Source organism: Desulfosporosinus youngiae DSM 17734, assembly GCF_000244895.1.
GTDB classification, from domain to species: Bacteria; Bacillota; Desulfitobacteriia; order Desulfitobacteriales; family Desulfitobacteriaceae; genus Desulfosporosinus; species Desulfosporosinus youngiae.
The window spans coordinates 5,142,630-5,168,601 of sequence record NZ_CM001441.1; the positions used below are offsets into that span (position 1 = coordinate 5,142,630).

General features: G+C 47.8%; 23 protein-coding genes. All 23 read right to left on the reverse strand.

The features are described 5' to 3' along the window. Positions 1 to 151: 151 nt before the first annotated feature. The 23 genes from DESYODRAFT_RS23880 to DESYODRAFT_RS23990 all read right to left on the reverse strand — a co-directional run bounded on the left by DESYODRAFT_RS23880 (position 152) and on the right by DESYODRAFT_RS23990 (position 25,923). Complete coding sequence (locus DESYODRAFT_RS23880) at positions 152 to 2,944, reverse strand: cell wall-binding repeat-containing protein (RefSeq protein WP_007787017.1); 2,793 nt, start codon at positions 2,942 to 2,944, stop codon at positions 152 to 154. Between the two features lie 266 nt (positions 2,945 to 3,210). Continuing rightward, positions 3,211 to 4,500, reverse strand: coding sequence for an Rne/Rng family ribonuclease (locus DESYODRAFT_RS23885; RefSeq protein WP_007787019.1), 1,290 nt, complete (start codon positions 4,498 to 4,500; stop codon positions 3,211 to 3,213). A 1-nt stretch (position 4,501) separates the two neighbouring features. Beyond that, a complete protein-coding gene (locus DESYODRAFT_RS23890; RefSeq protein WP_042339078.1) occupies positions 4,502 to 5,197 on the reverse strand; it encodes a TIGR03936 family radical SAM-associated protein in 696 nt (231 codons plus the stop codon). A 5-nt stretch (positions 5,198 to 5,202) separates the two neighbouring features. Beyond that, on the reverse strand, positions 5,203 to 7,059 hold the full coding sequence (locus DESYODRAFT_RS23895; protein ID WP_007787022.1) for a TIGR03960 family B12-binding radical SAM protein: 1,857 nt from the start codon (positions 7,057 to 7,059) through the stop codon (positions 5,203 to 5,205). A 92-nt stretch (positions 7,060 to 7,151) separates the two neighbouring features. Then, positions 7,152 to 8,027, reverse strand: coding sequence for a M50 family metallopeptidase (locus tag DESYODRAFT_RS23900; RefSeq protein WP_007787024.1), 876 nt, complete (start codon positions 8,025 to 8,027; stop codon positions 7,152 to 7,154). Between the two features lie 82 nt (positions 8,028 to 8,109). Next, positions 8,110 to 8,877 (reverse strand): murein hydrolase activator EnvC family protein, encoded by a 768-nt coding sequence (locus DESYODRAFT_RS23905; protein WP_042339081.1) that lies wholly within the window; start codon positions 8,875 to 8,877, stop codon positions 8,110 to 8,112. Between the two features lie 195 nt (positions 8,878 to 9,072). After that, positions 9,073 to 10,233, reverse strand: a complete 1,161-nt coding sequence (rodA, locus tag DESYODRAFT_RS23910; RefSeq protein ID WP_007787027.1) for a rod shape-determining protein RodA — start codon at positions 10,231 to 10,233, stop codon at positions 9,073 to 9,075. Between the two features lie 209 nt (positions 10,234 to 10,442). Further along, complete coding sequence (minE, locus tag DESYODRAFT_RS23915; RefSeq protein WP_007787029.1) at positions 10,443 to 10,721, reverse strand: cell division topological specificity factor MinE; 279 nt, start codon at positions 10,719 to 10,721, stop codon at positions 10,443 to 10,445. A 29-nt stretch (positions 10,722 to 10,750) separates the two neighbouring features. Continuing rightward, positions 10,751 to 11,545, reverse strand: coding sequence for a septum site-determining protein MinD (gene minD, locus DESYODRAFT_RS23920; protein ID WP_042339082.1), 795 nt, complete (start codon positions 11,543 to 11,545; stop codon positions 10,751 to 10,753). A 34-nt stretch (positions 11,546 to 11,579) separates the two neighbouring features. Next, on the reverse strand, positions 11,580 to 12,263 hold the full coding sequence (gene minC, locus DESYODRAFT_RS23925) for a septum site-determining protein MinC (RefSeq protein ID WP_007787031.1): 684 nt from the start codon (positions 12,261 to 12,263) through the stop codon (positions 11,580 to 11,582). Between the two features lie 156 nt (positions 12,264 to 12,419). After that, positions 12,420 to 14,531, reverse strand: a complete 2,112-nt coding sequence (gene mrdA / locus DESYODRAFT_RS23930) for a penicillin-binding protein 2 (RefSeq protein WP_007787032.1) — start codon at positions 14,529 to 14,531, stop codon at positions 12,420 to 12,422. 48 nt (positions 14,532 to 14,579) lie between these two features. Continuing rightward, positions 14,580 to 15,086 (reverse strand): rod shape-determining protein MreD, encoded by a 507-nt coding sequence (gene mreD / locus DESYODRAFT_RS23935; RefSeq protein ID WP_007787033.1) that lies wholly within the window; start codon positions 15,084 to 15,086, stop codon positions 14,580 to 14,582. Then, entirely contained in the window at positions 15,086 to 15,952 is an 867-nt protein-coding gene (mreC, locus tag DESYODRAFT_RS23940; RefSeq protein WP_085938783.1) for a rod shape-determining protein MreC, read from the reverse strand. Before mreC ends, mreD begins: the two co-directional genes overlap by 1 nt. Positions 15,953 to 15,970: 18 nt before the next feature. Next, positions 15,971 to 16,999 (reverse strand): rod shape-determining protein, encoded by a 1,029-nt coding sequence (locus DESYODRAFT_RS23945; RefSeq protein ID WP_007787035.1) that lies wholly within the window; start codon positions 16,997 to 16,999, stop codon positions 15,971 to 15,973. A gap of 54 nt (positions 17,000 to 17,053) precedes the next feature. Further along, complete coding sequence (gene radC / locus DESYODRAFT_RS23950; RefSeq protein WP_007787036.1) at positions 17,054 to 17,737, reverse strand: RadC family protein; 684 nt, start codon at positions 17,735 to 17,737, stop codon at positions 17,054 to 17,056. Next, positions 17,688 to 18,344 (reverse strand): Maf family protein, encoded by a 657-nt coding sequence (locus DESYODRAFT_RS23955; protein WP_007787037.1) that lies wholly within the window; start codon positions 18,342 to 18,344, stop codon positions 17,688 to 17,690. Before DESYODRAFT_RS23955 ends, radC begins: the two co-directional genes overlap by 50 nt. A gap of 1 nt (position 18,345) precedes the next feature. Further along, positions 18,346 to 18,609: a DUF4321 domain-containing protein gene (locus tag DESYODRAFT_RS23960; RefSeq protein ID WP_007787038.1), complete on the reverse strand. Its 264-nt coding sequence runs from the start codon at positions 18,607 to 18,609 to the stop codon at positions 18,346 to 18,348. A 226-nt stretch (positions 18,610 to 18,835) separates the two neighbouring features. Beyond that, positions 18,836 to 20,239: an aspartate ammonia-lyase gene (gene aspA, locus DESYODRAFT_RS23965; protein WP_007787039.1), complete on the reverse strand. Its 1,404-nt coding sequence runs from the start codon at positions 20,237 to 20,239 to the stop codon at positions 18,836 to 18,838. Between the two features lie 523 nt (positions 20,240 to 20,762). After that, the gene (gene cimA, locus DESYODRAFT_RS23970) at positions 20,763 to 22,361 is read right to left on the reverse strand and encodes a citramalate synthase (protein ID WP_007787040.1); all 1,599 of its coding nucleotides are present in this window, start codon (positions 22,359 to 22,361) and stop codon (positions 20,763 to 20,765) included. A 224-nt stretch (positions 22,362 to 22,585) separates the two neighbouring features. After that, positions 22,586 to 23,221: a redox-sensing transcriptional repressor Rex gene (locus DESYODRAFT_RS23975; protein ID WP_007787041.1), complete on the reverse strand. Its 636-nt coding sequence runs from the start codon at positions 23,219 to 23,221 to the stop codon at positions 22,586 to 22,588. Positions 23,222 to 23,356: 135 nt separating this feature from the next. Continuing rightward, on the reverse strand, positions 23,357 to 24,046 hold the full coding sequence (locus tag DESYODRAFT_RS23980; RefSeq protein ID WP_007787042.1) for an SPOR domain-containing protein: 690 nt from the start codon (positions 24,044 to 24,046) through the stop codon (positions 23,357 to 23,359). Between the two features lie 247 nt (positions 24,047 to 24,293). Then, complete coding sequence (locus DESYODRAFT_RS23985; protein WP_007787043.1) at positions 24,294 to 25,304, reverse strand: inorganic phosphate transporter; 1,011 nt, start codon at positions 25,302 to 25,304, stop codon at positions 24,294 to 24,296. Next, positions 25,297 to 25,923: a DUF47 domain-containing protein gene (locus tag DESYODRAFT_RS23990; protein WP_007787044.1), complete on the reverse strand. Its 627-nt coding sequence runs from the start codon at positions 25,921 to 25,923 to the stop codon at positions 25,297 to 25,299. Before DESYODRAFT_RS23990 ends, DESYODRAFT_RS23985 begins: the two co-directional genes overlap by 8 nt. Between the last annotated feature and the right edge of the window lie 49 nt (positions 25,924 to 25,972).

Genomic DNA, 25,972 nt, shown 5'->3' on the forward strand with positions numbered 1-25,972 from the left:
TTTAATTAACCGCCAACTAATGTTTTAAGCACCTGATAATATTTCGACATATTAGGGGTGATTCCTCAAAACATAAGACCCTATGCATCTTTTCAAAATACACAGGATCTTAAACATGTTCCGAAACGATGAAAATCGCCCTTAGTTGTTATTACGAACCTTTAACGACTGTATAAGTCGTGGTTCCATTTGAGTTAGTCAAGGTCAATTTGACAACATTTTGATCTGTGATCATTAACTGGATTAAGGCACCAAAATTGATACCATCGGTTGTATCGACCGTTAAAGCAGCTTGATAAATATTGGCCATGTTAATATACACTTGAAGTTTATTCCCGGATGGTAATGCTTCAATCGCATTGTACATTGCAGTGAAGTTGATCGCAGTGAAAATAGCCTCTTTTTGAGGTGAAGTGGATAACTCATCAAATAGCTCTTGGAAGTCAATACCGCTAACGAATAAATTCATCTTACCAGCCTGAGTTATATTCGCAACTGCTTGCGCTGATGAACTTCCTAACAAATGACTAGCAGATACAGTTACCCCAGCGGGTATGGCTGCATCAACGATATCCTCAATGGCGTTTTTTGTAGATGTATCGGCAGCAGCGTAAATACCCGGTAGATTGAGAGCTTGGTAAAATGCAGTGCTTGAAGAAGTACCACTTGCTTGGCTAAATATAGCGGCAATGCTATCGTATACTTTATTCTTATTAGCCTCAGTCATCCCTTGCGCCGCTGTCAATACTGCATGAAAGTCTATAGCATCGAAAATCTCCGAGCTTTGGATTCCAGTATCCCTAAGAATAGTTAGGGTTGATAGGACATTTAAGTTACTGGCATTACTCACTGAAAAAATGTCATTACCAGAAGAAGAATTAGTTAAAGCCCAAGAACCTAAATTATATTCCGACCCAGACCTTACTACACTCAGTTTCATAGTAGCATTTTGATCAACCTTTATGTTTGGTTGTTTAAATACGTCAGCGCTAGGAGAAATTGAAATCTGAGTTCCACTGATGGTAGCGCCTGTGAGGGAAGTCACTTTAGCTTTTGCAGCTGGAGTATCTCCGCCGCCACTATTACCACCGCCACTACCGCCGCCACTGCTGCCGCCAGTTCCTGTCGATGGAGGAGCACTAGGGGTTGAACTTGTATTCTTTCCGTTAACTTTTCCGCCGCCGCTAACAAGTGTACCTGTGGAACCCGAGTCCAGGCTGCCGATACTGGAACCGCTCGGAATCGTAATATCAACTTTGGCAGTGGTTTTCATAGTTTCAACAACAGTATTGTCTGCTAAAGCCAGTTTCCCTTGAGATTGGACTTCCACCGCTTTAAAGCTTCCGGATAAGGTTACTTTTTGATCAGCATTCTCTGTTTTAATAATAACGGATGGTACAACAGCGCCTGCCGCAGCTTGCAAAGAAACCTGACCTTCAACCACGACCGGCTCAGTAAAGGTCCCTCTTAACTCGACCACGGGATCCTGTCCTGGTGTACTTGTAATAGTCACTGTCCCCATAGAGCCGCCGTTGGCGTCGATAATTGCAAAGGTTCGAACCACGGTGTCACCGATTGAGGTGGTTCCTGTTGCTTCAACACGAACATTGCTGCTGCTGTCAACCGTAAGGACGCCTGCGGTTGTATTTTTGATGTGGATACTGTCAGATGCACCCGAGAGGACCACAATATTGGCAGCAGTTACACCGTCTAAGGTGGCGGATCCTGTCTCGCCGGGATCTACAAAGACAGTCCCTTTGACTGTTAGGTTATTCAGGGTAATATTATCTCCCTTAACATAAACGCTGTAATTGGCCTGAGCATTTTGCAGTGTTATGTTGTCTCCTGTAAGCTGAACATTATCCGTAAGTACCATTGGAGTGGTCTTGTCCGTTGATCCGACTGTTTCGCTATCTATTGAATAGGCAACAGCTGAGGTCAAGGCGCTCATTCCTGCTGAAGGAACAACCACCTCTCCGCCCACTGCGACCATATCGTCAGTTGACATGTTCAACTTGACAAAGTCCCTGGTCGCATTACCCAATTCTTGATTGACCAATACAACAGGGGATCCACTTGCCGCAGCCAGTGGTACAACAGATAAGGCATCAACTAAGGTTTCCCCATTAGCGACATATACTTTGTCATTTTTATAATGTTTAGCAAAGCTCTTTAGAATTTCGACGTTCGTGTCATACTTGGTTTGGCCTGCATGCCGGCTGACCTTACCCGGCAATGCTCCCTTGACCGCATCGGAAACGACTGCTGCTCCACCAACGACATAGGAGTTTTTGACGTTATCATCAATGCCGTCAAGATAAGTTTTCACAGAAGCAGGAAGTTGTCCCTGGGTCGTGGTTAAGATCGGCATTCCCTGGGCTGCAGCAATAGGGGCAATAGAAAGGGCATCTGCCGGACTTAACCAGCCGGCCGCAACGACTACCTTAGAGATGTTGACCCCCTGATTTGCCATTTCCTTGGCAATGTTGACGGATGTTTCATATTGATCATACCCGCCGAGCTCAACCGGAGTGATGCCCATGGCGCGGATTTCATCAAGAACGGATTGCCTAATGACTGCTGTACCGCTTGTGATATAAACCTTAGTGGGCTTAAGACGAAGCAATTGTGCTTTAGCCGATGCATTTAAGGTTGTCCCGTTATCAGTCAAAAGGATCGGCGCTTTTAATTTAGCGGCTAACGGTCCTGCTGCGAGAGCATCCACAAGGGAGTAGGTCATTCCTGCTGAAAGAACGACACTATCGCTGGTTCCCGTCCAACCTTTTTGTGCCATTAAGGCAGCTGTGGCGTACTGGTCATACCCGCCAATCCTGGTCACTGCGTCCGGCGTCGCTGCGTTTGCAACACCGGGAGCTAGGGTTGCCGACAAAGCGACAGCCACTGCCAAACAACTGTTTAGCAGTTTTTGCTTTTTCTTTTTCATGATTTGGCCTCCTCTTCAACTTTTACCCTTAAACTTAGGGAATATGTAAATATTATGACCTTCAAGTTCAGATATGGATAACATGGGTATTCTAATTCGCCATTGCAATTGAGATTCCTGCAATAGTTCCTTTTAATTATTATATTTTTTCTCTCAAATGCTTAAATTTACCATTAAGCCCTAGCCTTTGGTAACCGATAGTACAAAAAAACCCTCCAAAATCTTAGTAAGATTTGAAGGATTTTTCAGCTTCTGTTGGATTGTATTTATACTCTTCCGCTTCCATCACAGTTCGGACAAGGCGAGGTATATCGAACCGCCAAGGTCTGACCCACTTTCTTCCGGGTCATTTCTACGAGTCCGAGCTGAGTCAGCCCCAACACCTGGGACTTTGTCTTATCCCGGGCACAGGCAGTCTCCAGCGCCTCAATGACCTGTTTCTGTGCTTCTTCCGTCGCCATATCAATAAAATCAATAATGATGATTCCACCTAGATTTCTCAGCCGTAATTGGCGGGCAATCTCATGGGCGGCTTCAAGGTTCGTATGGACGACAGTTTCCTCTAAAGAACGCTGCCCTACATATTTTCCGGTATTCACATCGATGACGATCAAGGCTTCCGTCTGTTGGATTACCAGATAACCTCCGCTTTTTAGCCAGACCTTACTCCGTAAGGTTTTACGGATTTCATCATCAACACCATACTTGGCAAACAGATCCTCTCCGGTGATAACATAGATCTGCCTGGCGGCCGGATGTTCAATTTCTGCCAAAGCTTTACGCAGTGTTTTAGCGACTTCAGTGTTGTCGACAGTGATCTTTTCCACATCATGATCAACCCAGTCACGGATCAAACGACTAATAAGATCGACATCTTTATGTACAAGACCGGGTACGGAAACATGGGGGATTTTTGGTTGTAAGGCTTGCCAGAAAGCCACGAGTCGGGCAATATCCTCCGCTATCTCCTCCCCATCAATCCCTTCAGCCAGAGTTCGGACGATGACCCCCATCCCCTCAGGCTTGGAGGCAGCCGCCAGATCCCTCAGACGCGTCCGTTCAGTATTATCGACAAGCTTACGAGATACCGCAATATAACTCACCTGGGGCAACAAAACAACATACCGCCCGGGAAGGGTAAGATTAACACTAATCCGGGCCCCTTTTGTCCCCACGGGTTCTTTCGTAATTTGAACTAAAAGCTCCTGGCGGGGCTTAAGGACATTCTCGATCCGCTCGTGAACACTTGGAGAAACCTTTTCATCTTCTTCAAAGCGGGACGGAACAGCATCTCCCACATACAGAAAGGCGTTCTTATCTAAACCAACATCCACAAAAGCAGCCTGCATGCCGGGAAGGATATTCTCTACCCGTCCCCGATAAATATTCCCCACCATATGGGACGACCCGCCCTCTTCCTCGAACACTTCCATAAGTTCGCCATGCTCAAAGACAGCCGCCCGTATAGTTTGGGATCCGGATTGGGGGCCTTGGCCTTGGGGTTGGGTTTGAAAAACGATTTCTTTACGCACCCGTTCATTTTTCAATCGAATCACCTCACAGCTCCCCAAGCGGCGACTTCTTCCCGCCCTCATAGCTCACATGAACCCCCGTCCGAATAACCTGCAGCTCATCTAACTCAATGGGCAAATTTTCAAGTTCTCTGAGACTGGCCAGGACTTCCTCCGGCCGGACGCTTCCGGAATTCCCCATTTCAACTTCCAGTTCGAAAATAACCTCATCCCCTTGGATTTTAGCTTCCAACTGCTTGATCCACGGGCGGATATCCTTATCTGTCGGCCCTTTTTTGGAATAGCGGGAATAGGTGACATGTTCCCGGCCCAGCCAGGCCTTCACTGCTTCCTGCAGCCGTTCTGCTTGAATGGGCAAAGCCATGGGCACGCGTATCCGATAACTGGCGGCATTGAGGACTGCCATTAAAGATTTAGCGCCTTGATCCAAGGCACGCCCTTGCAAGAGCCGGATTCCTGGAGGCAATTGTTCCTGAACCCGCGCCAGAACTTCTCCCAGATCCATCTCTTGTTGGAGATCGACGTCTACGTATTCCCGTTCTCCTTCCGTTCCGACCGCTAGGGCAAAGCCGAAGGAAATTTTGGGACGGGGGTTAAACCCTTCTGAATAACTCATATGGATTCCAGCCCGTCGGATCGCACGTTCAAACACCCTTGTCAGGTCAAGGTGTGCGATATACCTGGCATCTTCAATTTTTGTATAGGCGATTCTCAGCCGCATGGCACTCACCCTTTCAACTCAATCTGAACCCCTCTGCCCGGGCAAACTCCGCACCCGGTACAATCCTCATATCGACAGTCGATGGTCTTTGCTTCCTGCAGCGCCCGATGGTGTTCTTCGACTAAAAACCGTTTCGACACACCGCTTCCTATATGCTCCCAAGGTAAGATGTCATCATAATCCATGGCTCGGTTAGCGTAAAAACGAGGGTCGATTCCCAGTTCTTTGAAACCTTCCATCCACACATCGTATTGGAATTGCTCAGACCATCCATCAAAACGACATCCGCGTTTGACCGCCCATTCCAGGAGTGGGGCCAGCCTGCGGTCCCCTTTGGCAAAGACGGCTTCCAGATAACTTGTGGTAACATCGTGATAGTTATATTTTAAGCGTCGATCTCTCAATTTCTCTCTCAAGTATTTTTGCTTTAGTTCCACGGAAGAGCCTGCTTCCTGAGGTTCCCATTGAAAGGGGGTATGGCTTTTCGGAACAAAAACACTGGTCGAGATCGTCACTGTGATATTTCGGCGTCCCAGCTTGGTTCCCAGATTAGCAACTTTCTTGGCTAAATCAACAATTCCATCGATGTCTTCCTGAGTCTCCGTCGGCAAGCCAACCATAAAGTAGAGCTTAATGGTCGACCATCCCTTTTTGAAGGCTGCTTCTGCCGCATTTAAGAGATTTTCTTCATTGACACCTTTGTTAATAACGTCACGCAAGCGCTGGGTTCCTGCTTCCGGAGCAAAGGTTATGCCGGATTTACGAGCCTTTTGCACTGTCTCGGCTAAATCCACATCAAAGGAGTCGACTCGCAGTGACGGGAGGGAAACTCCAACTCCTTCAGTGCTATGCTTTTCCAGGATGTTATGAATCACGGGCTGAATACAGGTGTAATCTCCAGTGGACAGGGAGGTGAGGGCTATTTGATCGTAGCCTGTAGACCGCACCAATTCCTCCGTTTGCTTGAGAAGGGTTTCCGGCGAACGTTCTCGAACCGGCCGGTAAATCATACCCGCTTGGCAGAAACGGCAACCCCGCGAGCAGCCCCGCATGACTTCCAGCATCATTCGGTCATGGACAATCTCTAAGTAGGGGACTACCGGATGGGTGGGGTAAAAGGCTTGATCCAAGTCTGCAACGATGGCCTTCTCTACTACCGCCGGAACACCCGCTTCAGCCTCAATTCTTTCAATTCGGCCGTCCGGTTTATAGGTTACCTGGTAGAAGCCGGGGACGTAAACCCCTTGGACCTGGGCGACTTTCCGTAAAAAGTCCTGCCGGGAAACAGGGTTTTTCTTCTGCTCCGCCACTAAGCGAAGCACTTCCGGCAATTGCTCTTCACTTTCTCCGATGAGGAAAAAGTCAATAAATTCAACCAGAGGTTCAGGGTTATAGGCGCAGGGACCTCCGGCGATAATCCAAGGGTCCTCTGGTCCGCGTTCCTCTGTCCGCATGGGGATTCCGGCTAAGTCCAGCATGTTGAGGATATTGGTAAAACTCATTTCATACTGAAGAGTAAATCCGACTACATCAAAGGCTTTGAGTGGTTTAAAGGACTCCAGGGCGTAGAGGGGGATTTCCCGAGCGCGCATTTCCTTTTCCATATCCACCCAAGGGGCAAAAACTCTTTCACAGAGAAATTCCGGGAAAGAATTGACCAGGTGGTAAAGGATACGGGTTCCTAGATGGGACATTCCCACTTCGTACACATCCGGAAAGGCAAAAACCATCTGCACTTCGGTTTTATCCCAATCTTTTTTTATGACATTCCATTCTGATCCGATATATCGGCTAGGTTTCAAGACTTTAGGCAAAAAGCGTTCGACCTGCCGGCGTATACCCGCCGCGGTAGTATTACTCATGGTGTCAAGTTGGCCTCCCTTTGTTAACTATATTGTGAGCATAAATTATATCACATATAACTTAAATTCCCAACTTGTTAAACGGCAGGGCTTTATAGTTTGCCGACCGGGAAGCGGATTCCCTCCCGCAGCATTCCTTCCACAATATCCGTCTCGGTAAGAATCTTCTCCATCCCCATTTTGTCATTGGCAAGGTTGACCATGGCGTAGCGGTCCGGGGTGAATTCCTCGACGATTCGCACGAGGGGAGTATTTTTCTGAACGGTCAGCCAAATACTGCGCATTAATCCTCGTTTCATTAGATCCTCTTTCTTACGAGTTAAGTGCCGAAGAAAGGTGATATGAGCTGCAGATATTTCCTTTGTGCCGGCGAACCAGAAGAATCCCCCTAAAATCAGAAAGAAAAGCGGGCCATCTGAGAACTTACCCCTAACTCCTAAAACGATGCCATAAAGGGCAAAGATCACCCCCAGCCATTTGCCGGCCCCGGCTAAAAACTTGGTGGTTCGCACGAATCCAAACCCTTCCGAGCAAAGAGCCCTCACGACCCGCCCGCCATCTAAGGGCAAAACGGGAATTAAGTTAAAGGCTGCCAGCCAAAGGTTATACCGCACAAAGTTGTCAGCGAATTCACCCGCCCACAACCCATTCCAGCGCAAAGTTTGAGCGATAAAAAGCAAGATAACGTTAAAGGCCGGACCTGCCAGGGCCATAATGCTCTCCTCAAGTTTCCTTCCTTCAAAGAGGCCGTCACAATAAGCAGCTCCTCCAAAGGGAAACAGTTCTAAGCCTTCGACTTTAAAGCCATAGGCTTTAGCCACTAAAAGATGCGCTAATTCGTGCCCTAGTACCAAGGTAAAGACCAGAAGAGCCTGGGCGGCTAAACCCAGGACTCCATAGAGCAGCAAAACGACAAGAAATGAGGGATGGATTCGGATGCTCACCCCGGATAGTTTAAAAAGCTCCATTTCTGCACTCCCCCTAGAAAGATAACGCCTTTTTCAAACCCTTAATTATGTGGAAGTCTGACACCCACACAATGGAAAATCATCAGTTCTTGGCCTCCGGCGGAATAAGATAGGGGATCGGATTGAGGGGTTGGTCATTTTTTCTTAGTTCAAAATGCAGCCAGGGCTTTTTGAGAGGGGCGGAAAGTCCGACGGTCCCGACGGTCTGTCCTTTCTCAACCCGCTGACCTTTTTGCACCAAAATTTCGCCGAGATTTCCAAGCACTGTGGTCCAGCCGTCACCAAAATCGATTTTCACCAATTTACCCAACCGGGGATCTTCCCCGACCAGGGTTACAACCCCACCGGCAGGCGCAAAGACGGGAACCCCTAAAGAACTTCCCACATCCAGCCCTTGATGGACTGAATCATCGCTTCCTACCTCTCCAAACCCGGCCATAACCGGCCCGGAAATGGGCGGTAAGAATTTTCCTTTCATTTTAAGATCGACTGGAACACTTTCGTTAGGAATCCCGCCTAAGGATAAGGCTTCTTTAGCCATATTGTTAAGGGCCGTGTAATAGTTTCCGGAATCCATTGCTCCCCGATATACGGAATGAACGGCTAAAGAAACACGATCCGAACCATTGGCACTGAAGAACACCATCAGGAATAACAGCGCGGCTAGAATGGTCCGCTTCTGTACGCCATTCCAATGATTAAAGAAATCCTCCCATCCCCTCTTGGCCGGAGTCCGGTGACGTCCGTACCGGGTATCGCGCGGGCTCGATTTGCCCCGCCCCTGTTCTTTTCCTACTTCATGGATTGCCCGTTCCCATTCCCAATCATCCCAGCGTTCAAAAGGATTCATCCACTCAACCCCTTTTGCGAAGTTCGAGGTTCGAGGCCCGAAGTTCGCTTCAGGCACGAACTGCGAACTACGAACCACGATGATAGCTCGTACATCCTGTTAAACTATTCTACGCGCAAGCAAAAAAAATAGAACTGCGAAGCAGTCCTATTTCGAGGTCAATATGATTTTGGTTTAGGGCAACTTCGAACCACGCTAGAACATCATCCTTCGATGCCTTAAATTGACACTTAACAAGAGTCCAATCGAGGCCATGTTGGCCCACATGGCACTGCCCCCGGCACTAATGAGGGGGAGTGGAATTCCTGTGACGGGCATGATCCCGGAGGTCATTCCGACATTGACAAGAATATGAAAGGTGAACATGGAAACAATCCCGGCAGCAATCAACATTCCATACGAATCCTGCGCTTTCACAGCGATACTGATGCCGCGCAAAAGAAAAATCAGGAAGAGAAAAAGTAAGGTGATAGTACCGATAAAGCCGAACTCTTCTCCCACGACTGAAAAAACAAAGTCAGTGTGGTGTTCCGGCAGGAAGTTCAGCTGACCCTGTGTTCCCATGCGATAGCCTTTTCCCCATAAACCACCTGATCCGATCGCCCAAAGAGATTGCAGAATATGCCATCCGTCTCCTGTCTTATCGGCCGCCGGATCCATGAAGATAATCAGGCGGTTTAACTGATATTCCTGCAAGGGAAGAGGGAGTCCTTGAGCCCATTGCAGCCACCCGGGTAAGTCATCGGCAAAGTGCAGCCAAAGTGCGATTCCTACGATAACGGCTCCTCCCAATAACAGGCCCCCGAATTTATAAGGGTTTGCTCCCGCAACGAACATCATCCCTATAAATATGGCCACAAAAACTAAGGTTGTCCCAAGGTCCGGTTGTTTAAAGATGAGGAGCATAGGCACCAAGACAAACAAAAAGGGCGGTATGAAATCCTTGAAATTATTGAGTTTTCCTTTTCGTTCCGCTAAAAAGTCTCCCAGGGTAAGAATGATAAAGATCTTGGCAAACTCGGAGGGCTGGATTCCTATACTTTCAGTTATATAAATCCAGCGGGTAGCGCCTTTGGCTGTGTCTCCAAAAAAGATGACAATCAGGAGTAAGAGCAAATTAAAGCCATAAATCCACCATCGGAAATGCCGCCATTTTCGATAATCGATGGCTGCTATGGTTATTGCAATCACAGTCCCCGTCAAGATCCAGATTGTTTGAGTCCGAACATAATGCAGAGGAACGGATTTAATGACATTAATTGAAGCCGTGCTCAGGATCAAAAGGCTGGCCGCTAATAACAGTATGGTAAACAGGATAAATAGTAAGTCGAGGTTCCTTAATGCTCGTTTATCCAAGTTAAATTCCCCTTAGGTTATTTTATGAATACTCGCCTGATCATTATAACACATCCGGCTCAAGGTTCGAAGTTCGAGCACTTAATTTGAGTCTGTAAGAAGTGTCAGTGTGGAGCTGCGTGAGAGAATTTTAAGAATTACGGTTTCGCACAGCCCATAAAAAAACCAGGGAGGTTTCCCCCCTGGCTTAATCTTTTTTGTTATTCGAACTACCCTTTGGCGGCATAATCCCGCTTCATTTTCACGACCGGAATGTTAGCAACTAAGGCCACTTCCCGATCATCCTGGCAGAGATTACACTCGAGTGCATTTTCATCGATCTCCATGTAGTTGGAGATCACTCTGACTAAGTCTTCCCTTAATTGGTTGAGCATGGCGGGTGAAATGCTGGCGCGGTCATGCACTAAGACGAGCCTTAGACGTTCTTTTGCCACCGTCTTGCTCGAGGCACTTTCCCTGCCAAGCATTCGGTTAATAAATTCTAACAAGGACAATTCCTCCTCTCAGTACCGATCGGTCAACGCATACCAATGAGTCGCTTGAGTCTATCCATAATTCCTGTAGGTACTTCAAGGTTCATCAGGGGGACGTCTTCCCCTTGAATTCGTTTTGTAATTCGCCGGTAAGCCTCTCCCGCCTTTGATCCTTGGTCCATCACTGCGGGTTCTCCCTTGTTTGTAGAAACCACGATACTCTCGTCTTCGGGAACCACACCAATCAGTTCGATTGCCAAAATATCCAGGATATCTGAGATATCCATCATGTCCCCGCGTTTCACCATATCCGGGCGAAGACGGTTAATAATCAGTTTTGGATTTCTCAGCTCCGAGGCTTCCAGTAACCCGATAATACGGTCCGCGTCACGAACGGCGCTCACTTCGGGGGTACAAACGACAACCGCCCGGTCCGCACCGGCAATCGCATTGCGGAATCCTTGTTCGATGCCGGCCGGACAGTCAATGATCGCATAATCAAATTCTGCTTTGAGTTCGTTGCATAATGCTTTCATCTGTTCCGGATTAACGGCTGTTTTATCCTTCGTTTGGGCTGCGGGGAGCAAAAAGAGATTTGTAAAACGTTTATCTTTAATGAGAGCTTGCTTTAAGCGGCAGTTTCCACTGGTTACATCAACCAGGTCGTAAACGATACGGTTTTCCAAGCCTAAGACCACATCAAGGTTACGCAAACCGATATCTGTATCGACAAGAACGACTTTGTGTCCATTATTTGCTAAGCCTGTGCCAATATTAGCCGATGTCGTCGTCTTGCCTACGCCCCCTTTTCCAGAAGTTACTACGATTATCTCACCCATAGTTAGACCTGCCTTTCCATATAGAGTTATTTCATTAACGGGCCTTGCTTCGCCAGCCATTCATACCGGCCGCTTCTACCTGCAATTGGTCATCTTTAATCCTGGCAATCTCCGGACCGCGTCCATCGGTTCCATCATCCGGCGCCCTCGTCACTAAATCCGCGATTCTCAATTGGGTAGGTGCCAAATGATAGGCGCTCACTGAGGCCTTCCGGTCACCTGTCGCTCCGGCATGGGCAACCCCTCGAAGGGATCCCAGAACGACAATATTACCGGTCGCTATTATTTCTGCACCCGGGTTTACGTCACCCTGCACGACAACATGCCCTTCAAATTGTACACTCTTGCCAGAACGAAGTGTACGTTCTATGAAGAGACAGTGTCCTTCCAGCATTCCCTCCTCCCGGAGGCGCGCGTCTTTTTCCTCAGTTCCATAAGACTTTGCCTTACTTGGAAGGTAGACTTCTTCTGATCTTAACCATCCCGCAAGTTCCAACCGATGTTGGTTTAGGGCTGTTGCTAAACCGGCATGTTCTTCCTCTGTGAATTCTCGTTTTCCAGCATAGCATCGGACGCTTGCTCCCTGGAGAAATTGATCAGAGTTCTTCATAAGGTTATTGAGTTCATTAATCAGCAATCCAAAGTCCGCGGCTGGATCAAGGTATAACACCAATCCATCGCGGGTGCCCTTAAGTGCCACATGTTCTGTCCGTGTCAACCTGCACAATCCCCCATCGCTTGTCATAATCTACCGGTCAGTAAGTATAATTTCGGTTGGCATAAGTTTTCTCTAAATGCTTTTCTATAAATTCTACAAGCCTGTCCAAATTCCCTTTATCCAAATAAAAAAAACGAGGACAAATTTCCTCGTTTTTCAGCCTTCATTCGTGTTCTTCCAATCAAAATATTCCATAAAAGCCGCCTTGGCGACCAAACCTGCTGTTTCCCCACCGTGTCCTCCAAATTCAACCACCCCGGCGAAGGCAATCTGGGGATGGTCATAGGGAGCAAAGGCCACAAAGACCCCGTTGAATATTTCTCCCGAAATCGTATCTTTTGACCCGATCTGAGCGGTTCCCGTCTTTCCTCCGCCGGAGAATTGGGGTACATCCGAGAAAAGCCAGTTGGCGGTTCCTTCCCCAGTCGTTACAGCGCGCATCCCCTGTTTGACTTGGTCCAAAACCTCCGGAGAAATCGAAACCGTATTCAGAACTTCAGGTTCGTATTGTTTAACGGTTTCCCCAGTAATTGGATCCAAGAGTTTATCGACTACAAAGGGACGATAGTGTTTTCCGCCATTGACCAAGGTTGCAACATAGTTAGCCAACTGCAAGGGGGTATAGGCGTTATATCCTTGTCCGATGGAATTGTTGTAACTGTCGTAGACTCTCCAGTCAACATGTTCACTGATCTGTTGCTTATACCAAACTTCAACCTGCTTAATCTCCCCGTCTTTCTGGGATTGTAGTTTCTCTTTAGCCTTGGCATCAGCGGCCTGCTCCAGCTTGGGCGCGTAATTAGCCTCAATTTCTTCCAGTTTTTTGGCGCGGGACTTCTCATAGGTGGGACCAAAATAGCTTTTCTTCCATTCTGCTGAGGGAGCGATCCCTTTAGCTTCTCCGGGCAGATCGACTCCGCTTTCGATGCCAAGACCAAATTCGCGGGCGACCTTACCCATCATCTCGGGATTGGAGTCGAAGACTCGCCGGCCCATGACCTCAAAATAGATATTCGAGGATTTGGCCAGCGCCCGGTAAAGATTGACATGACCAAAGTAATTGTAACCCCATTCTGCGACCCCTTGTTGTTGAGAAGCAAGGCCTCCTAAGGAGGTTAGTTTATCATCGATCTGTTCATAGGGTGTCGTTAGTCCCAGTTGCAAGGCCGACATTGCTGTCACCATTTTAAAAACCGATCCCGGCGGATACAGGCCGGTCAAAGCTCGATTCAGGGAAGCTGCTTCTGAGGCACGTTTGGGGTCTTGAGGCCAATATTTATCGGCTATTTGCTCAGAGATAATGCCGATCAACTCGTTGGGGTTCATTGCCGGCCGGGAGGTCATAGCCAGGATTTTCCCGGTGTTGACATCCATGACAACCGCCGCTCCCGCATGAGCCGTCGGGTTTTTCTTTTGAATATCCACGATAACTTGATCAAGGGTATCATCCACAATCTTTTGCAAGTCGGCGTCAATGGTTAGTTGAACCGTCTTTCCTGCTTCCGCCGGTTGGATAATCTGTTTGGAAACAGGCCGGGCGTTGTTATCGACTTCAACTTGTTGAACCCCTTCCCTGCCCCTCAGCCAAAAATCGTAGGATTTTTCGACTCCCATTTTACCGACCAGATCCCCTTGAGCATAGACAAAATCCGCCTCTTGGGCATCCGGGTTTTTGTTCAACTGGGTAATTTCCGCAGCTGAAATCTCCTGAACATAGCCTAAGACCTGCCCAAGAAGGGTTTCTTGCGGATAAGAACGAACAGGAATCGCATCAACACTGACCCCGGGAAGCTCCTCCTGATGTTCCGCTATAACCGCCTGGAGCTCGGGAGGGATCTCATCCAGGATAATGACCGGGCGATAACGCTCCCACTGGTGATTTTGGATATTGGCAAAGATATCTTCGGCGATTGAATTCACCGTCTGATTGGCATTGGGCCAATAGGGCTGGATGTATCCTGCTAAGAGCATGACGACTTCTTTCCAGCTGTTTCCTTTTGATTGCTGCAAATCCATCCAGTCTAAATGAAGAACGAACTCCGGAATACTTGTGACAAGAAGTTTACCGTTTCTGTCCACTATATCTCCCCGTGTAGGAGGCACCTTGACCAGCTTCATGACGTTTCCCTGAGCCAGGGCAGAGTAATAGGAGCCTTGGGCAATCTGCAGGCGCCAGAGGTTAAAGCCTAAAATCAAAAAAACAAGAACCACAACGGCAGTTAAACCCCAGAGTCGATAGATGTAAGGTTTTCTTTCTTTGTCATCCATTCAAAAAAACTCCTCTGCACGTTTTTTTATAAGGTTCGAGGCTCGATGTTAGCGTTCATATCTCGGCCGATACCGCAGCCAGCCGCGGACGAAGGATTGGTGAATCCAGGGATAGGTCAGCGGGACCAGGATGGCATTATACAGGGAGACCCCGATTACCAGACGGCTGATATCGGTCAGAGACCAGTGAAGGCCTGCGCCTAAACTTAAGAAGGCGACTAAAATTTGTCCCGCTGAGGTGGCAATCAGAACTATGAAGGTGGTTATAAGAAAGTTTTCCCGATACCAACGCTCTGCCAGCCAGTAGCTCAAAGCTGCGACAACGGCGAGTGTGAGCGTATACATGCCAATATAGCGGCCTAGATACAGATCTTCCAATAAGCCCGCGCCCAGTCCCCATAATAAGCCTGAAGGGAGTCTGTGATGCATGGCTATATAAATCGTTAACAGCATAAGCAGATCCGGTTTAATCCCTGACCAGGACCAGAAATGAAAGAGTGTTCCCGGCAAGATCAGACTTAAAAGAAACATAACGGCTATCAATACATAACGCACTATTTACCACCCGCCATTTTAACGATATAGGCTTCTTCTAAAGAATCAAAATCGACGAGTGGCTGAATGTAAGCGGTTTTGAGCAAACCGGAAGGGTCCAGCTGAATTTCCTTGACTTGCCCGATCGGCACGCCTTTGGGGTAAACCCCTCCAAAACCTGAGGTTAATGCCAGATCACCGACATTGATACCATCTTCTCTGCGGAAAAGCATTTGTAAATTCCCTTCTGAGCTTAAACGGGAACCGCGTTTATAGTCGCCCTGCACGATACCAAAGATGCCGTCACCTGTGCTGCCGCGCACCAGCGCACTTACTTGCCCTTCTCCGTCAAGGATTAACAAGACTTCTGAGGTGGTCGGTGTGACAGACACAATTTTCCCCACAAGCCCTAAATCCCCGATGACCGGGTCATTCGCTGATACCCCATCCTGGCTGCCGCGATTTAAGGTTAAGGTTCGGTACCAAGTGGTTGGGTTGCGATTAACCACGCTGGCTCCGACTTTTTCATACTTTTCAAGAGTGGGACTGCGAAACAGCCCCTGATCAAGCTCGTTGTAGCGCATGCCTGCCAAAATTTCCGATTTGAGTTTTAAGTTATCCCCTGTAAGTTGGTCAACTTTCTTCAGCAGTTCCTCGTTTTGGCGCGCTACTTCCGTGAAGTCCCATAAGGCCCGCGTATTTTCTTTGATTGAATTCCCTGCTTTGAGAATAGGTCCTTCTATTGGGCTTAGAACACGCCTCATGACTCCTCCAATAGGATTCGGAAAACTACTTCCTATTCCTGTATACCGCATGGTTATCAGGACTCCTAATAAGAGAAAGAAAACGAGAACCACGATTCCCGTTACATTTCTTTTCCCCACCACAATTCCTCCCCGCCTTTTTTAATTCTTTTGCGAGGCGGCAATTCTACGAAGGATTTCTGCATGTTCTAAAACATTTCCTGTTCCTATAGCGACACAGGACAAGGGGTCCTCCGCTATGTGCACCGCAATACCTGTTTCCTCTGAGAGCAGCCGGTCCAGATTGCGCAGTAATGAGCCGCCGCCGGCCATCATAATGCCGCGGTCCATAATATCGGATGATAATTCCGGCGGAGTCTTTTCTAAACATGATTTAACCGCATCCACAATCGCCATCACCGGCTCTTGTAAAGCTTCTTGAATTTCTTCAGAGGTGACTTCGATGGTTTTAGGCAGTCCGGTTAATAAATCCCGTCCGCGTACAGTATAAAAGCCCGGTTCTGCTTTGTAGGCATAGCCGATTTCGAACTTAAGAGTTTCGGCCGTACGATATCCAATCATTAAATTATAGCGCCGCTTAATATGGGCGATGATCGCATCGTCCATTTCATCTCCGGCCACGCGGATTGAACGGCTGGTCACGATTCCGCCTAAAGAAATGACCGCCACTTCCGTTGTTCCTCCGCCAATGTCGACAATCATGTTTCCTGTCGGTTCACTGACCGGAAGTCCTGCACCGATTGCTGCCGCCATAGGCTCTTCCAGAATAATCGGATCTTTGGCACCCGCTGCCATGGCCGCTTCTTTAACGGCGCGTTCTTCGACAGGGGTCACCCCTGAAGGCACGCAAATAACGACGCGCGGCCGGATATAAGGATGGTCGGTCCCTAGCGCCCGGCTAATAAAGTATTTCAGCATTTTTTGCGTGACATTAAAATCCGAAATAACTCCATCCTTTAAAGGCCGGATAGCCACTATGTTGCCGGGAGTCCGCCCGATCATTTCTTTGGCTTTGTCACCCACCGCCACAGGATTCTTATTGGTAATATCCATCGCCACCACGGAGGGTTCCCGTACAACAATTCCTTTTCCCTTCGCATGAACTACCGTATTCGCTGTTCCTAAATCTATTCCTAAATCTTTACTGAAAAAATTAAAAAACATAGTCATTAAATGCTCCTTCCATTTTGGGCTAGGTTCACACCTCGAATATCGTGCCTCGCGTCATATGACGCCCCGTTCTTTTAGGCTGATAAAGCGATTATCTCCGATAATCACGTGATCTAAGACTTCAATCCCGAGAATCTTGCCCCCATCTGCCAGACGTCGTGTTACTTCAATGTCTTCCTGGCTGGGGTTGGGATCCCCGCTTGGATGATTGTGCAATAAAATAATGGCGTTGGAGTTGCGCCGTATTGCCTCTTTGAAACACTCCCGGGGGTGTACTAAGGATGAATTGAGTGAACCTATCGAGACCGGGCTGATTCCTAAGACGTGGTTCTTAGTCGATAGGGAAACAACACGGAAATGCTCACGATCAAGAAACCGCATTTCTTCCATAACTATGTGCGCCACATCCTGAGGAGAGTTGACCACAGGTCTGGACATGGGATCCACGGAAACTGAACGCCGCCCTAATTCCAAGGCAGCCTTCACCTCAGCAGATTTTGCCTTTCCTAAGCCATGTATCTGAGCTAACTCATGAACGGTCAGCTTCGCCAAACCCGAAAGCCCTCCAACACTTGCCAGGATACGTTCAGCCAGAGTCAAAACGTTTTCTCCTTTGATTCCGGTCCGTAAAAGTATGGCCAGAATTTCGTGATTTGATAATGCCTCAGGACCTAATTGGCAAAGCCGCTCACGGGGTAAAAGTTCCTCCGGCAAATCCTTCAAACGTCGGTAATCCATTATCCACCTCACGCGGGGCGATATTTCTCTGCTTAATCCCCCACGTTCCAAGCTGTTCTGAAAGGTATTCCATGGGTAAGCCGATGACGTTTGTCAAAGATCCTTCAATGGATGTGACAAATCGCCGGGCTTCTCCTTGAATCCCATAAGCCCCCGCCTTGTCCATCGGTTCTCCGCCAGCCACGTATGCCTTTATTTCATCTGATCCAAGCTGACGAAAATGAACGACAGTTTCTACCACATCTGCAACGAGTTTCCCCGATCCGGAGATTAAAGCCACACCCGTAAAAACAGAGTGAGTTCGGCCGCTCAGCTTCTGAAGTATTTCTTCCGCTTCTATTACCGAAGCCGGTTTCCCTAAACTATAGGAGTCAAGGACAACCATGGTGTCTGCCCCTAAAACTACGTCCTCCAAGTTCCCTCCGGATTCTAACCATTGAGTCAAACCAGCTTTTGCCTTACGCTCGGCTAACTGTTTAACCCCGATCTCCGGAGGGACTCCTTCCGCCAATTCTTCCGAGACAGAAGTCCTGACTGTTTCAAAAACGTATCCTCCCTCGCGAAGCAATGCTGCCCGTCGGGGAGAGGTGGAAGCAAGTACGAGCATATTACACCTTCCTTGAGAGCAAATATCCTCCCAGCGCTCCTAAAATTGTTGCAATCGTAATGCTTATGCGGCAACCAAAGGAGAGCGAAAGAAAAAAGAAATCTACGTAGGTATGAGAAGGAATATCTATGACGGCCGACTTCAAAAACGGTCTAAATATACCGTATTTTTCCAAGCCAAATCCAACTAAAGTTCCAAGGGCAGCACCGATCATAATAAGCAAGACCGTTCTTCCTGTACCCGAGGAATTTCGTCCAACCGCCATTATTCTTTCTCCTTCCGTCCATAGCAACTCTAGTCTGCATTAAATCTAATTATCTCTTACTAAGCCTCATATAAGTGTAGCATCTTACCTTTGAGTAAGCAAGTTTGGAGAGTGTGAAAGGTCCGTGAAATAAAAAAGATGTTTAGTAGAAAAGAAAGACCGGGACCCGGTCTTTCTTTTCTACTAACACCCGCTCATTTATTGTCGTTCCCATAGCCTGTCCGCCTTATTTCAGCAGCTCTGCCCCAGCGATTCCGGGCCGGGTCATTTCATAAGGGTTTAAGATCAGATCGAGTTCTTCCTTCGTTAGAATCCCTTTTTCTAAGACAATTTCGCTGACTGGCCGTCCATAGAGAATGGCCTCTTTGGCTATGGTTGAGGCTACTTCATATCCTACATGGGGGTTAATGGCTGTTACAAGACCGACGCTGTTTTCTACCATGACCCGGCAGCGGTCTATATTGGCAGTGATGCCGACGACGCAGCGGTCCCGGAAGACACGGGTCACATTACGCAGAATATCCAGGGATTGGAGCAGATTAAAGACCACAACAGGCTCCATTACATTGAGTTCAAGCTGGCCGGCTCCGCAGGCTAAGCCAATAGTGAAGTCATTTCCTTGAACCTGAAAGGCTACTTGATTGACCACTTCCGCAATGACGGGATTAACTTTTCCGGGCATAATGGAGGAACCCGGCTGCATCGGCGGCAAATTTATTTCACTTAATCCGGTCCTTGGACCGGAGGCCATCAGGCGCAGATCGTTTGCTATTTTGGAAAGATTGACGGCCAGCGTCCTTAATGATCCGGAAACTTCCATGAAGACATCGGTGTTCTGTGTAGCATCCACCAGATCTTCAGCAAGACGGAGCGGCAAACCTGTCCATTCGCTCATCAGCCCGGTAACTTTTTCAATATAGCGGGGATCTGCGTTTAAGCCTGTTCCAACTGCCGTCGCTCCCATATTTATAACTTCAAGAGAACGAATGGCCTCTTTGATTCTCTTAACATCCCGTCCCAGCATCTGGGCATACGCTGCAAACTCCTGGCCTAAGCGAATGGGCACAGCTTCTTGCAGGTGAGTCCGCCCCATTTTAATGACACCGTCAAACTCTTGAGCCTTATCCTCAAAGGCTTGGCGCAGACTGTCTAATGCTTCAAGCAAATCGCCGGCAACATTCAGACAAGCAATGCGGATTGCTGTGGGAAAAACATCGTTGGTACTCTGGGCCATGTTCACATGGGTATTGGGATGAACTTTGAAATACTCCCCTTTACTGCCGCCTAGAATCTCTATGGCCCGATTAGCAATAACCTCATTGGCATTCATATTCATGGATGTTCCTGCTCCGCCCTGGATCACATCAACCACAAATTGATCATGAAGCTGCCCTTCAGTCAGTTCCTTAGAAGCTTGTACAATAGCCTTGCCGATCTTCGGGCTTAAAGCACCGATATGCATATTGGCTTCGGCCGCCGCTCCTTTAACCATGCCCAAGGCACGGATTAATTCTCGATGGGGGTGGTACCCTGTTATAGGAAAGTTCTCCGTGGCGCGGAGGGTTTGAATACCATAATACACGTCGTCCGGGACTAGATGAACTCCGATTAAATCTTTTTCTTGCCGCATTTGTCTTCCCACCTTATAGTTATCGCCTTAAATGTTATATGTACAATATAACATTTAAGGCGATATTTGTCACAGGCCTAAGATGTTCGGGGGGGTTTGGGTCCTTTGAAAGTATTACCTTGGGTCGTGTGAAAGTAAGGGGTCATTGCACGTTCACACACGTTCCCGTTCACTGGCTCGTTGGATGCTGAAGGAATTACGCTAACCTCTGGGTTGGTCTGCATGTGAACCCGAGCGTAATAACCCTTCAGCATCGGCACTCGCTTTATCGTGAACTCCACTAAAGTGTTCACTTAGCAATGGCCCCTTAATTTCTGGTCTGCTTGGGCTGGGAACGTAGGGTTTGTGACTGTGCAAGTTTGGGGACGGTTCGACGGATGTCGCTTTGGCCAAAACATAGGTGTTTCACCCTGTCACCCCTATCAATGTTAAGGCATGACGAGCGCATGGCTGAGCATAGTGCAGAAAATCGTGCCCTTGCTTGTGCGAAGAGGAAGGCAAGGGCAATCCCCTGTGCCCTCAACTACAGGGCACTCTGCTCCTTTCCTCTCCATATGGTCCAGTTGATAGCGTCAAGCAAGGCCTGAGCACTTGCTCTGAGAATGTTCTTGGATACTCCAATGGTGCCCCAGACCTCATTGCCAAGGCGGGTATCGATGATAACGCGAACGATGGCTTCGGTTCCATGCGCTCCGTCCAGGACTCTAACTTTATAGTTGACCAGTTCGCTTTCATCTAAGACCGGGAAGAACTTAGCCAGGGCTTGCCTCAGGGCTGTATCTAAAGCATTGACCGGGCCGTTTCCTTCTGAGGCAATTTGAACGGTTTCCTCACCGACTTTGACCTTGACTACGGCGACAGAATCAAGTTCTCCCCGCAAAGGATCACTCCAGACATGATAATCCAGGACTTCAAACAAGGGAGTGCTTAGCTTTCCGAGGGTTCGCAGCAGTAATAAGTCCAGACTGCCTTCTGCTGCTTCAAATTGAAATCCGGCATGCTCTAACTCTTTGATTTCAGTCATTGCCATCTCAACTCGCGGATCGTCTTTGCGAATCATGGGCTCGAAGCGGCGTAAGCGTTCCAGGATATTCGCTTTCCCTGCCTGATCCGAAATCAAAATGCGTCGTTCGTTGCCAACTTCCGCCGGATCTATGTGTTCAAAGGTTCGTTGATTTTTGAGAATGGCATCAACGTGCATTCCGGCTTTATGGGCAAAGGCACTGCGGCCTACAAACGGCTGTTTCTCATCAAAGGGCGCATTGGTCAGTTCGGCAACATAGCGGGAAAAGGAAGTAAGCTTGAGAAGAGCGGCATCAGAAACCACATCATAGTCTCCTTTGAGCTGCAACAAGGGGATAAGCGTGCTTAAATTGGCATTGCCACAGCGCTCCCCAAATCCGTTCCAGGTCCCTTGAACCTGATTAACTCCGGCTTCTACCGCAATCAGAGAATTGGCAACCGCCAGCCCCCGATCATTATGAACATGAATACCCAGGATTGGGGGTGAAAATTTCTGCACGACAGCTCTAACGCCCGGATCGATTTCTCCCGGCAGGCTGCCTCCGTTGGTATCACATAAAATAATCGCATCAGCACCGCCTTTGAGCGCGGCCGAAACACATTTCAAGGCATACTCCGGATTTTCTTTAAAGCCGTCAAAGAAGTGTTCAGCGTCAAAGAAGACTTCCCGCCCTTGTTGATGCAAAAAGGAAACAGATTCTTGAATGATGCGCAGATTTTCTTCTAAGGTTGTCCGTAAAACGTCCCGGACATGCAGATCCCATGACTTACCGAAGATCGTGATTGTTTTTGCCCCGGAGGCAACCAGCTTCAATAAAATTTCGCTCTTTTCAGGGGATTCCATAACCTTGCAGGTGCTCCCAAAAGCAGCGATACGAATCCGGGAAGTCTGCAGCCCGCGAAATTGCTGGAAGAACTCCTCATCCCGCGGATTTGCACCCGGCCAACCCGCTTCTACATAGAGCTCCCCCATATCTCCAATTCGTTTCACATAACTAAGCTTATCTTCGGTTGAAAAATGGATTCCTTCTCCCTGTGCTCCATCTCTCAAGGTCGTATCGTAAACTGTCACCTTTTTCTTCTCTTGGTTTTGACTCATTGCTCTCCTCCTCAAATTTTTGGCACACCTCTGTTATTAACAATACTCAAAAGCCCCATAACGAGTTCCTAAGAACTTGCCACGGGGCTTTTTTCCCACACGGTGTAGCTGGCACTTTTCCAACCTGTATCGCTCGGTCCAGACCTTTTTCAGCGGAACCCTAGATACACTTCTTATTGTGCTATTATACGACAGGTGCCTATTGATATACAACAGTACAATACTTAATAACACCTTTGTCCGCAGACATTAAAGGTCAGTACTTCAAGGTTTACAGCCAGGTCAACATTGCGAAGCTCAATCTCCGGAGGAACGTTCACAACGATCGGAGCAAAATTCAGAATGGCCGCCACTCCAGCTTTAAGCAAATGATCTACGGTTTCTTGCGCTGCTGCGGCAGGTACTGCGACAATGCCTATTTGGGTACGGTTTTGTCTTACGACTTCCTCTATTCGATCAATCGGCTGAACTTCAACGTCTTGAATCTTTGTTCCAATCTTAGTGGGATCTGAATCAAAAATGCTGGTAATGATAAATCCTCGTTCTCTGAATCCTTTATAAGTACTCAAAGCTAAGCCTAAGTTACCTACTCCGACTAAGGCCACACTCCAGTCCTCACTTAAGCCAAGAATTCTCATTATGTGCTGGCGAAGATCTTTGACATTATAACCGACGCCTCTCGTCCCAAACTCCCCAAAATAAGCTAAGTCTTTCCGCACCTGTGCAGGACTAACGCCGACTCCATCAGCAATTTCCCCCGAAGAAGTGGTGATAATTCCTTTCCGATCGACGTCAGTCAAATGACGTGAGTAAACTGAGAGCCGAATAATTGTTGCCTCAGGAATTTTTAGCGTTTTCAATAATTTCCCCCATTTCTTTGCTGGAATTTCGCCATAATTGTCATATGTTAATTATAGCACTATCGGGAAAAAACGCAATTTTAAATCTTCGCTCTAATTCCCGGATAGTTTAATTTATGGATATCCTACTACCTATTATTTACCAGAAAACTTATTAATAACCCTCTGGAACTCAAAAAATAATGATAATCCGATAGCTTTTCGCTCTTCCGGCGTAGTTTTTGAGCGTATCCGGCAATAGTTTTCATGAAGTGCTTCCAGATCTGCGGGAGAATGATCACCGGCCTGGGTCGTCCAGAGCTGCTCTTCCTTAGCAAGAGCTTCCTCAGTAAACCCCTTTTGAAGTATATCGTTGACATTCGTCAATAGTTCTGTGGTCAGCTGAGCACCGTTTCCTGCGACCCGAAAGGATCGTTCCGGAAGCGAAATTTGTTTGGGAATCGTCGGGAGACCTTCTTCCTCTAAACGCAATCGCAAAGGTTTAAGCTCATCGGCAGAATGCCCTATACCAATAGCAACAATCCAGGGATCGGCACTTATCACTTCTGCCTTTAACCCTTTGGCATTAAGTTGTTCTCTGACCGACCGGGCATTTCCTTCTTTTTGGAAAACCCCAACCTGACAGGTCCAAAAGGTTGTTTTAGGCAGGACCAATATGGTGTCCCGGCCTGTTTTTTCGTGGTTTTGGGCCAGAACACCGACAACCTGCTCCCTACCGGGCTGGCCTAAGAGCTCCAAATAAATTTTGCCGATTCCCCAAGTTAATAAAGCCAAAGCTATGATTCCTGAAATCAAGACGAGCACCACTTGAAACTTTGTCTTCATGTCCATTCCCCTCCCAGATCGCTCGGACAGCTTCCTAGGGGAAGATATGTTGGGGATGCCGGAAATAGACCGAACAATATATAGAAAACCCGACCCAATTATGGATAATCAAGATCAGGTATCACTATGGTAAACATCAAAAGGCCTTGGTTCGCTGACCAAGACCCCTAACTCTGAATTTATTATAGTTAGTATAATTGCTGATCCTTATCACATTAACCGTCCTGTTCCTGATTAAATCAATCTGCTAAAGAAGAAGTTTTGAAAGTCCAAAGTAGACAAGTGCCGCAAAAAGCGAAGTTGAGGGGATCGTCACAAGCCAGGCTACCAGCATTTGTTGAGCCACGCCCCAGCGCACTGCCGAAACCCGTTTGGCGCTTCCTACCCCCATGATCGAGCCGGAGACAACATGGGTCGTGGAAACAGGGAGATGGAGCCCCGGTAAAACTGTCGCCGACCAGATAACCGCCGAAGATGTCAAATCTGCCGCAAACCCATTGATGGGCTCGAGTTTGAAGATCTTCCCGCCCATAGTACGAATGATCTTCCAGCCACCCGCGGCTGTTCCTGCAGCCATTGCCAAGGCACAGGAAACTTTAACCCAAATATGGGGATTAAGATCTGTTTGAGATTGTAACCCCGCCGCGATAAGTGCCATAGTGATAATCCCCATTGACTTTTGAGCGTCATTAGAGCCATGGTTAAAGGCCAGCAGCCCTGCCGAAATGACTTGCATCTTTTTAAAGCCTTGATTGAGACGGGATGGGGTAAAATTTCCGAAAATAAAGGCTAAGGTCTTCATAACGATAAATCCGAGGGCCATCCCTATAATCGGTGAAAAAACCAGTGCGGCTATTATCTTGCCGATGCCCTGCCAGTGTAACACGCTGAATCCTGCCTTAGCGACGGCAGCTCCGGCCATTCCGCCAATCAAAGCATGGGAAGAGCTGCTGGGAATTCCAAAATACCAGGTAAGCAGATTCCAGGCGGTAGCGCTGAGTAAAGCCGCAACCACAACCTCTTGTGTTACAAAGGTTGGAGAAACAATGTCTTTGGCAATGGTTTGGGCGACTCCCGTACTATAGAGCGCCCCGATCAGATTTAAGACTGCAGCCATCATGACTGCCCGCTTGGGTGTCAAAGCCCTTGTCGAAACACTTGTAGCAATGGCATTGGCCGTATCATGAAATCCGTTGATATAGTCGAAAGCCAAGGCTAAAAATACGACAAGAACCAGCATTACGCTTACACTAGTCATATTTTAAGACCACACTTTTGAGAAGATCCGCTATGGATTCACAGTGATCCAAGGTTGCTTCAATATGCTCCAGAATCTCTTTCCATTTGATAATCTCAATAGGATCTTTCTCATGCTGGAACAAACGGGCTACTTCTTCACGATAGAGCTTGTCCCCGGCACTTTCTAAATGGTAAATTTCTTCAGCCGCCGCCAGTATATTCGACTTTTTGGAGTGAAGGTTCCCTAAGAAGGAGAACGCCATATGGATCTGCTCAGCAGACAATTCCACCAAATGAACAAGTTCCTGGGCTCCCAGTGAGGGTTTGCCGGTACGATAGATGAGCATCCGTTCCACCGTACCCTCGGCAAAATCAACGATATCATCAAGAACTTGGGCCAGCTCATAGATATCTTCCCGGTCCAGCGGAGTTATGAAGGTGCAATTCAAGCGATCCAGGATTTGAGTCGTGATCGTGTCTGCTTCGTTTTCAAAACGATGCATTTGGGCAGCGTCTTCTGCTGATACGGAATCCTGCTGCATAATCCCATGGAGTCTTTTCAGAGATTTTGTGATAATTTCGGTATTTTCTGTAAAGAGTTGAAAAAACTTATCTTCTTTAGGTGACATCTTGAACATATAATACCCCCAGCGAAAAATTCTCAGTTACATGGAACTGAGCAGTTTT

Coding starts and splice junctions, on each gene's coding strand:
- DESYODRAFT_RS23985 (WP_007787043.1), bottom strand. CDS start 25,304: ATGACTAGTGTAAGCGTAATGCTGGTTCTTGTCGTATTTTTAGCCTTG.
- DESYODRAFT_RS23880 (WP_007787017.1), bottom strand. CDS start 2,944: ATGAAAAAGAAAAAGCAAAAACTGCTAAACAGTTGTTTGGCAGTGGCT.
- DESYODRAFT_RS23890 (WP_042339078.1), bottom strand. CDS start 5,197: ATGCGGCTGAGAATCGCCTATACAAAAATTGAAGATGCCAGGTATATC.
- cimA (WP_007787040.1), bottom strand. CDS start 22,361: ATGAGTCAAAACCAAGAGAAGAAAAAGGTGACAGTTTACGATACGACC.
- DESYODRAFT_RS23905 (WP_042339081.1), bottom strand. CDS start 8,877: ATGAATCCTTTTGAACGCTGGGATGATTGGGAATGGGAACGGGCAATC.
- DESYODRAFT_RS23960 (WP_007787038.1), bottom strand. CDS start 18,609: ATGGCGGTTGGACGAAATTCCTCGGGTACAGGAAGAACGGTCTTGCTT.
- DESYODRAFT_RS23900 (WP_007787024.1), bottom strand. CDS start 8,027: ATGGAGCTTTTTAAACTATCCGGGGTGAGCATCCGAATCCATCCCTCA.
- DESYODRAFT_RS23980 (WP_007787042.1), bottom strand. CDS start 24,046: ATGAAGACAAAGTTTCAAGTGGTGCTCGTCTTGATTTCAGGAATCATA.
- DESYODRAFT_RS23945 (WP_007787035.1), bottom strand. CDS start 16,999: ATGACTATGTTTTTTAATTTTTTCAGTAAAGATTTAGGAATAGATTTA.
- DESYODRAFT_RS23895 (WP_007787022.1), bottom strand. CDS start 7,059: ATGAGTAATACTACCGCGGCGGGTATACGCCGGCAGGTCGAACGCTTT.
- radC (WP_007787036.1), bottom strand. CDS start 17,737: ATGGATTACCGACGTTTGAAGGATTTGCCGGAGGAACTTTTACCCCGT.
- minD (WP_042339082.1), bottom strand. CDS start 11,545: ATGGGTGAGATAATCGTAGTAACTTCTGGAAAAGGGGGCGTAGGCAAG.
- DESYODRAFT_RS23990 (WP_007787044.1), bottom strand. CDS start 25,923: ATGTTCAAGATGTCACCTAAAGAAGATAAGTTTTTTCAACTCTTTACA.
- aspA (WP_007787039.1), bottom strand. CDS start 20,239: ATGCGGCAAGAAAAAGATTTAATCGGAGTTCATCTAGTCCCGGACGAC.
- DESYODRAFT_RS23955 (WP_007787037.1), bottom strand. CDS start 18,344: ATGCTCGTACTTGCTTCCACCTCTCCCCGACGGGCAGCATTGCTTCGC.
- mrdA (WP_007787032.1), bottom strand. CDS start 14,531: ATGGATGACAAAGAAAGAAAACCTTACATCTATCGACTCTGGGGTTTA.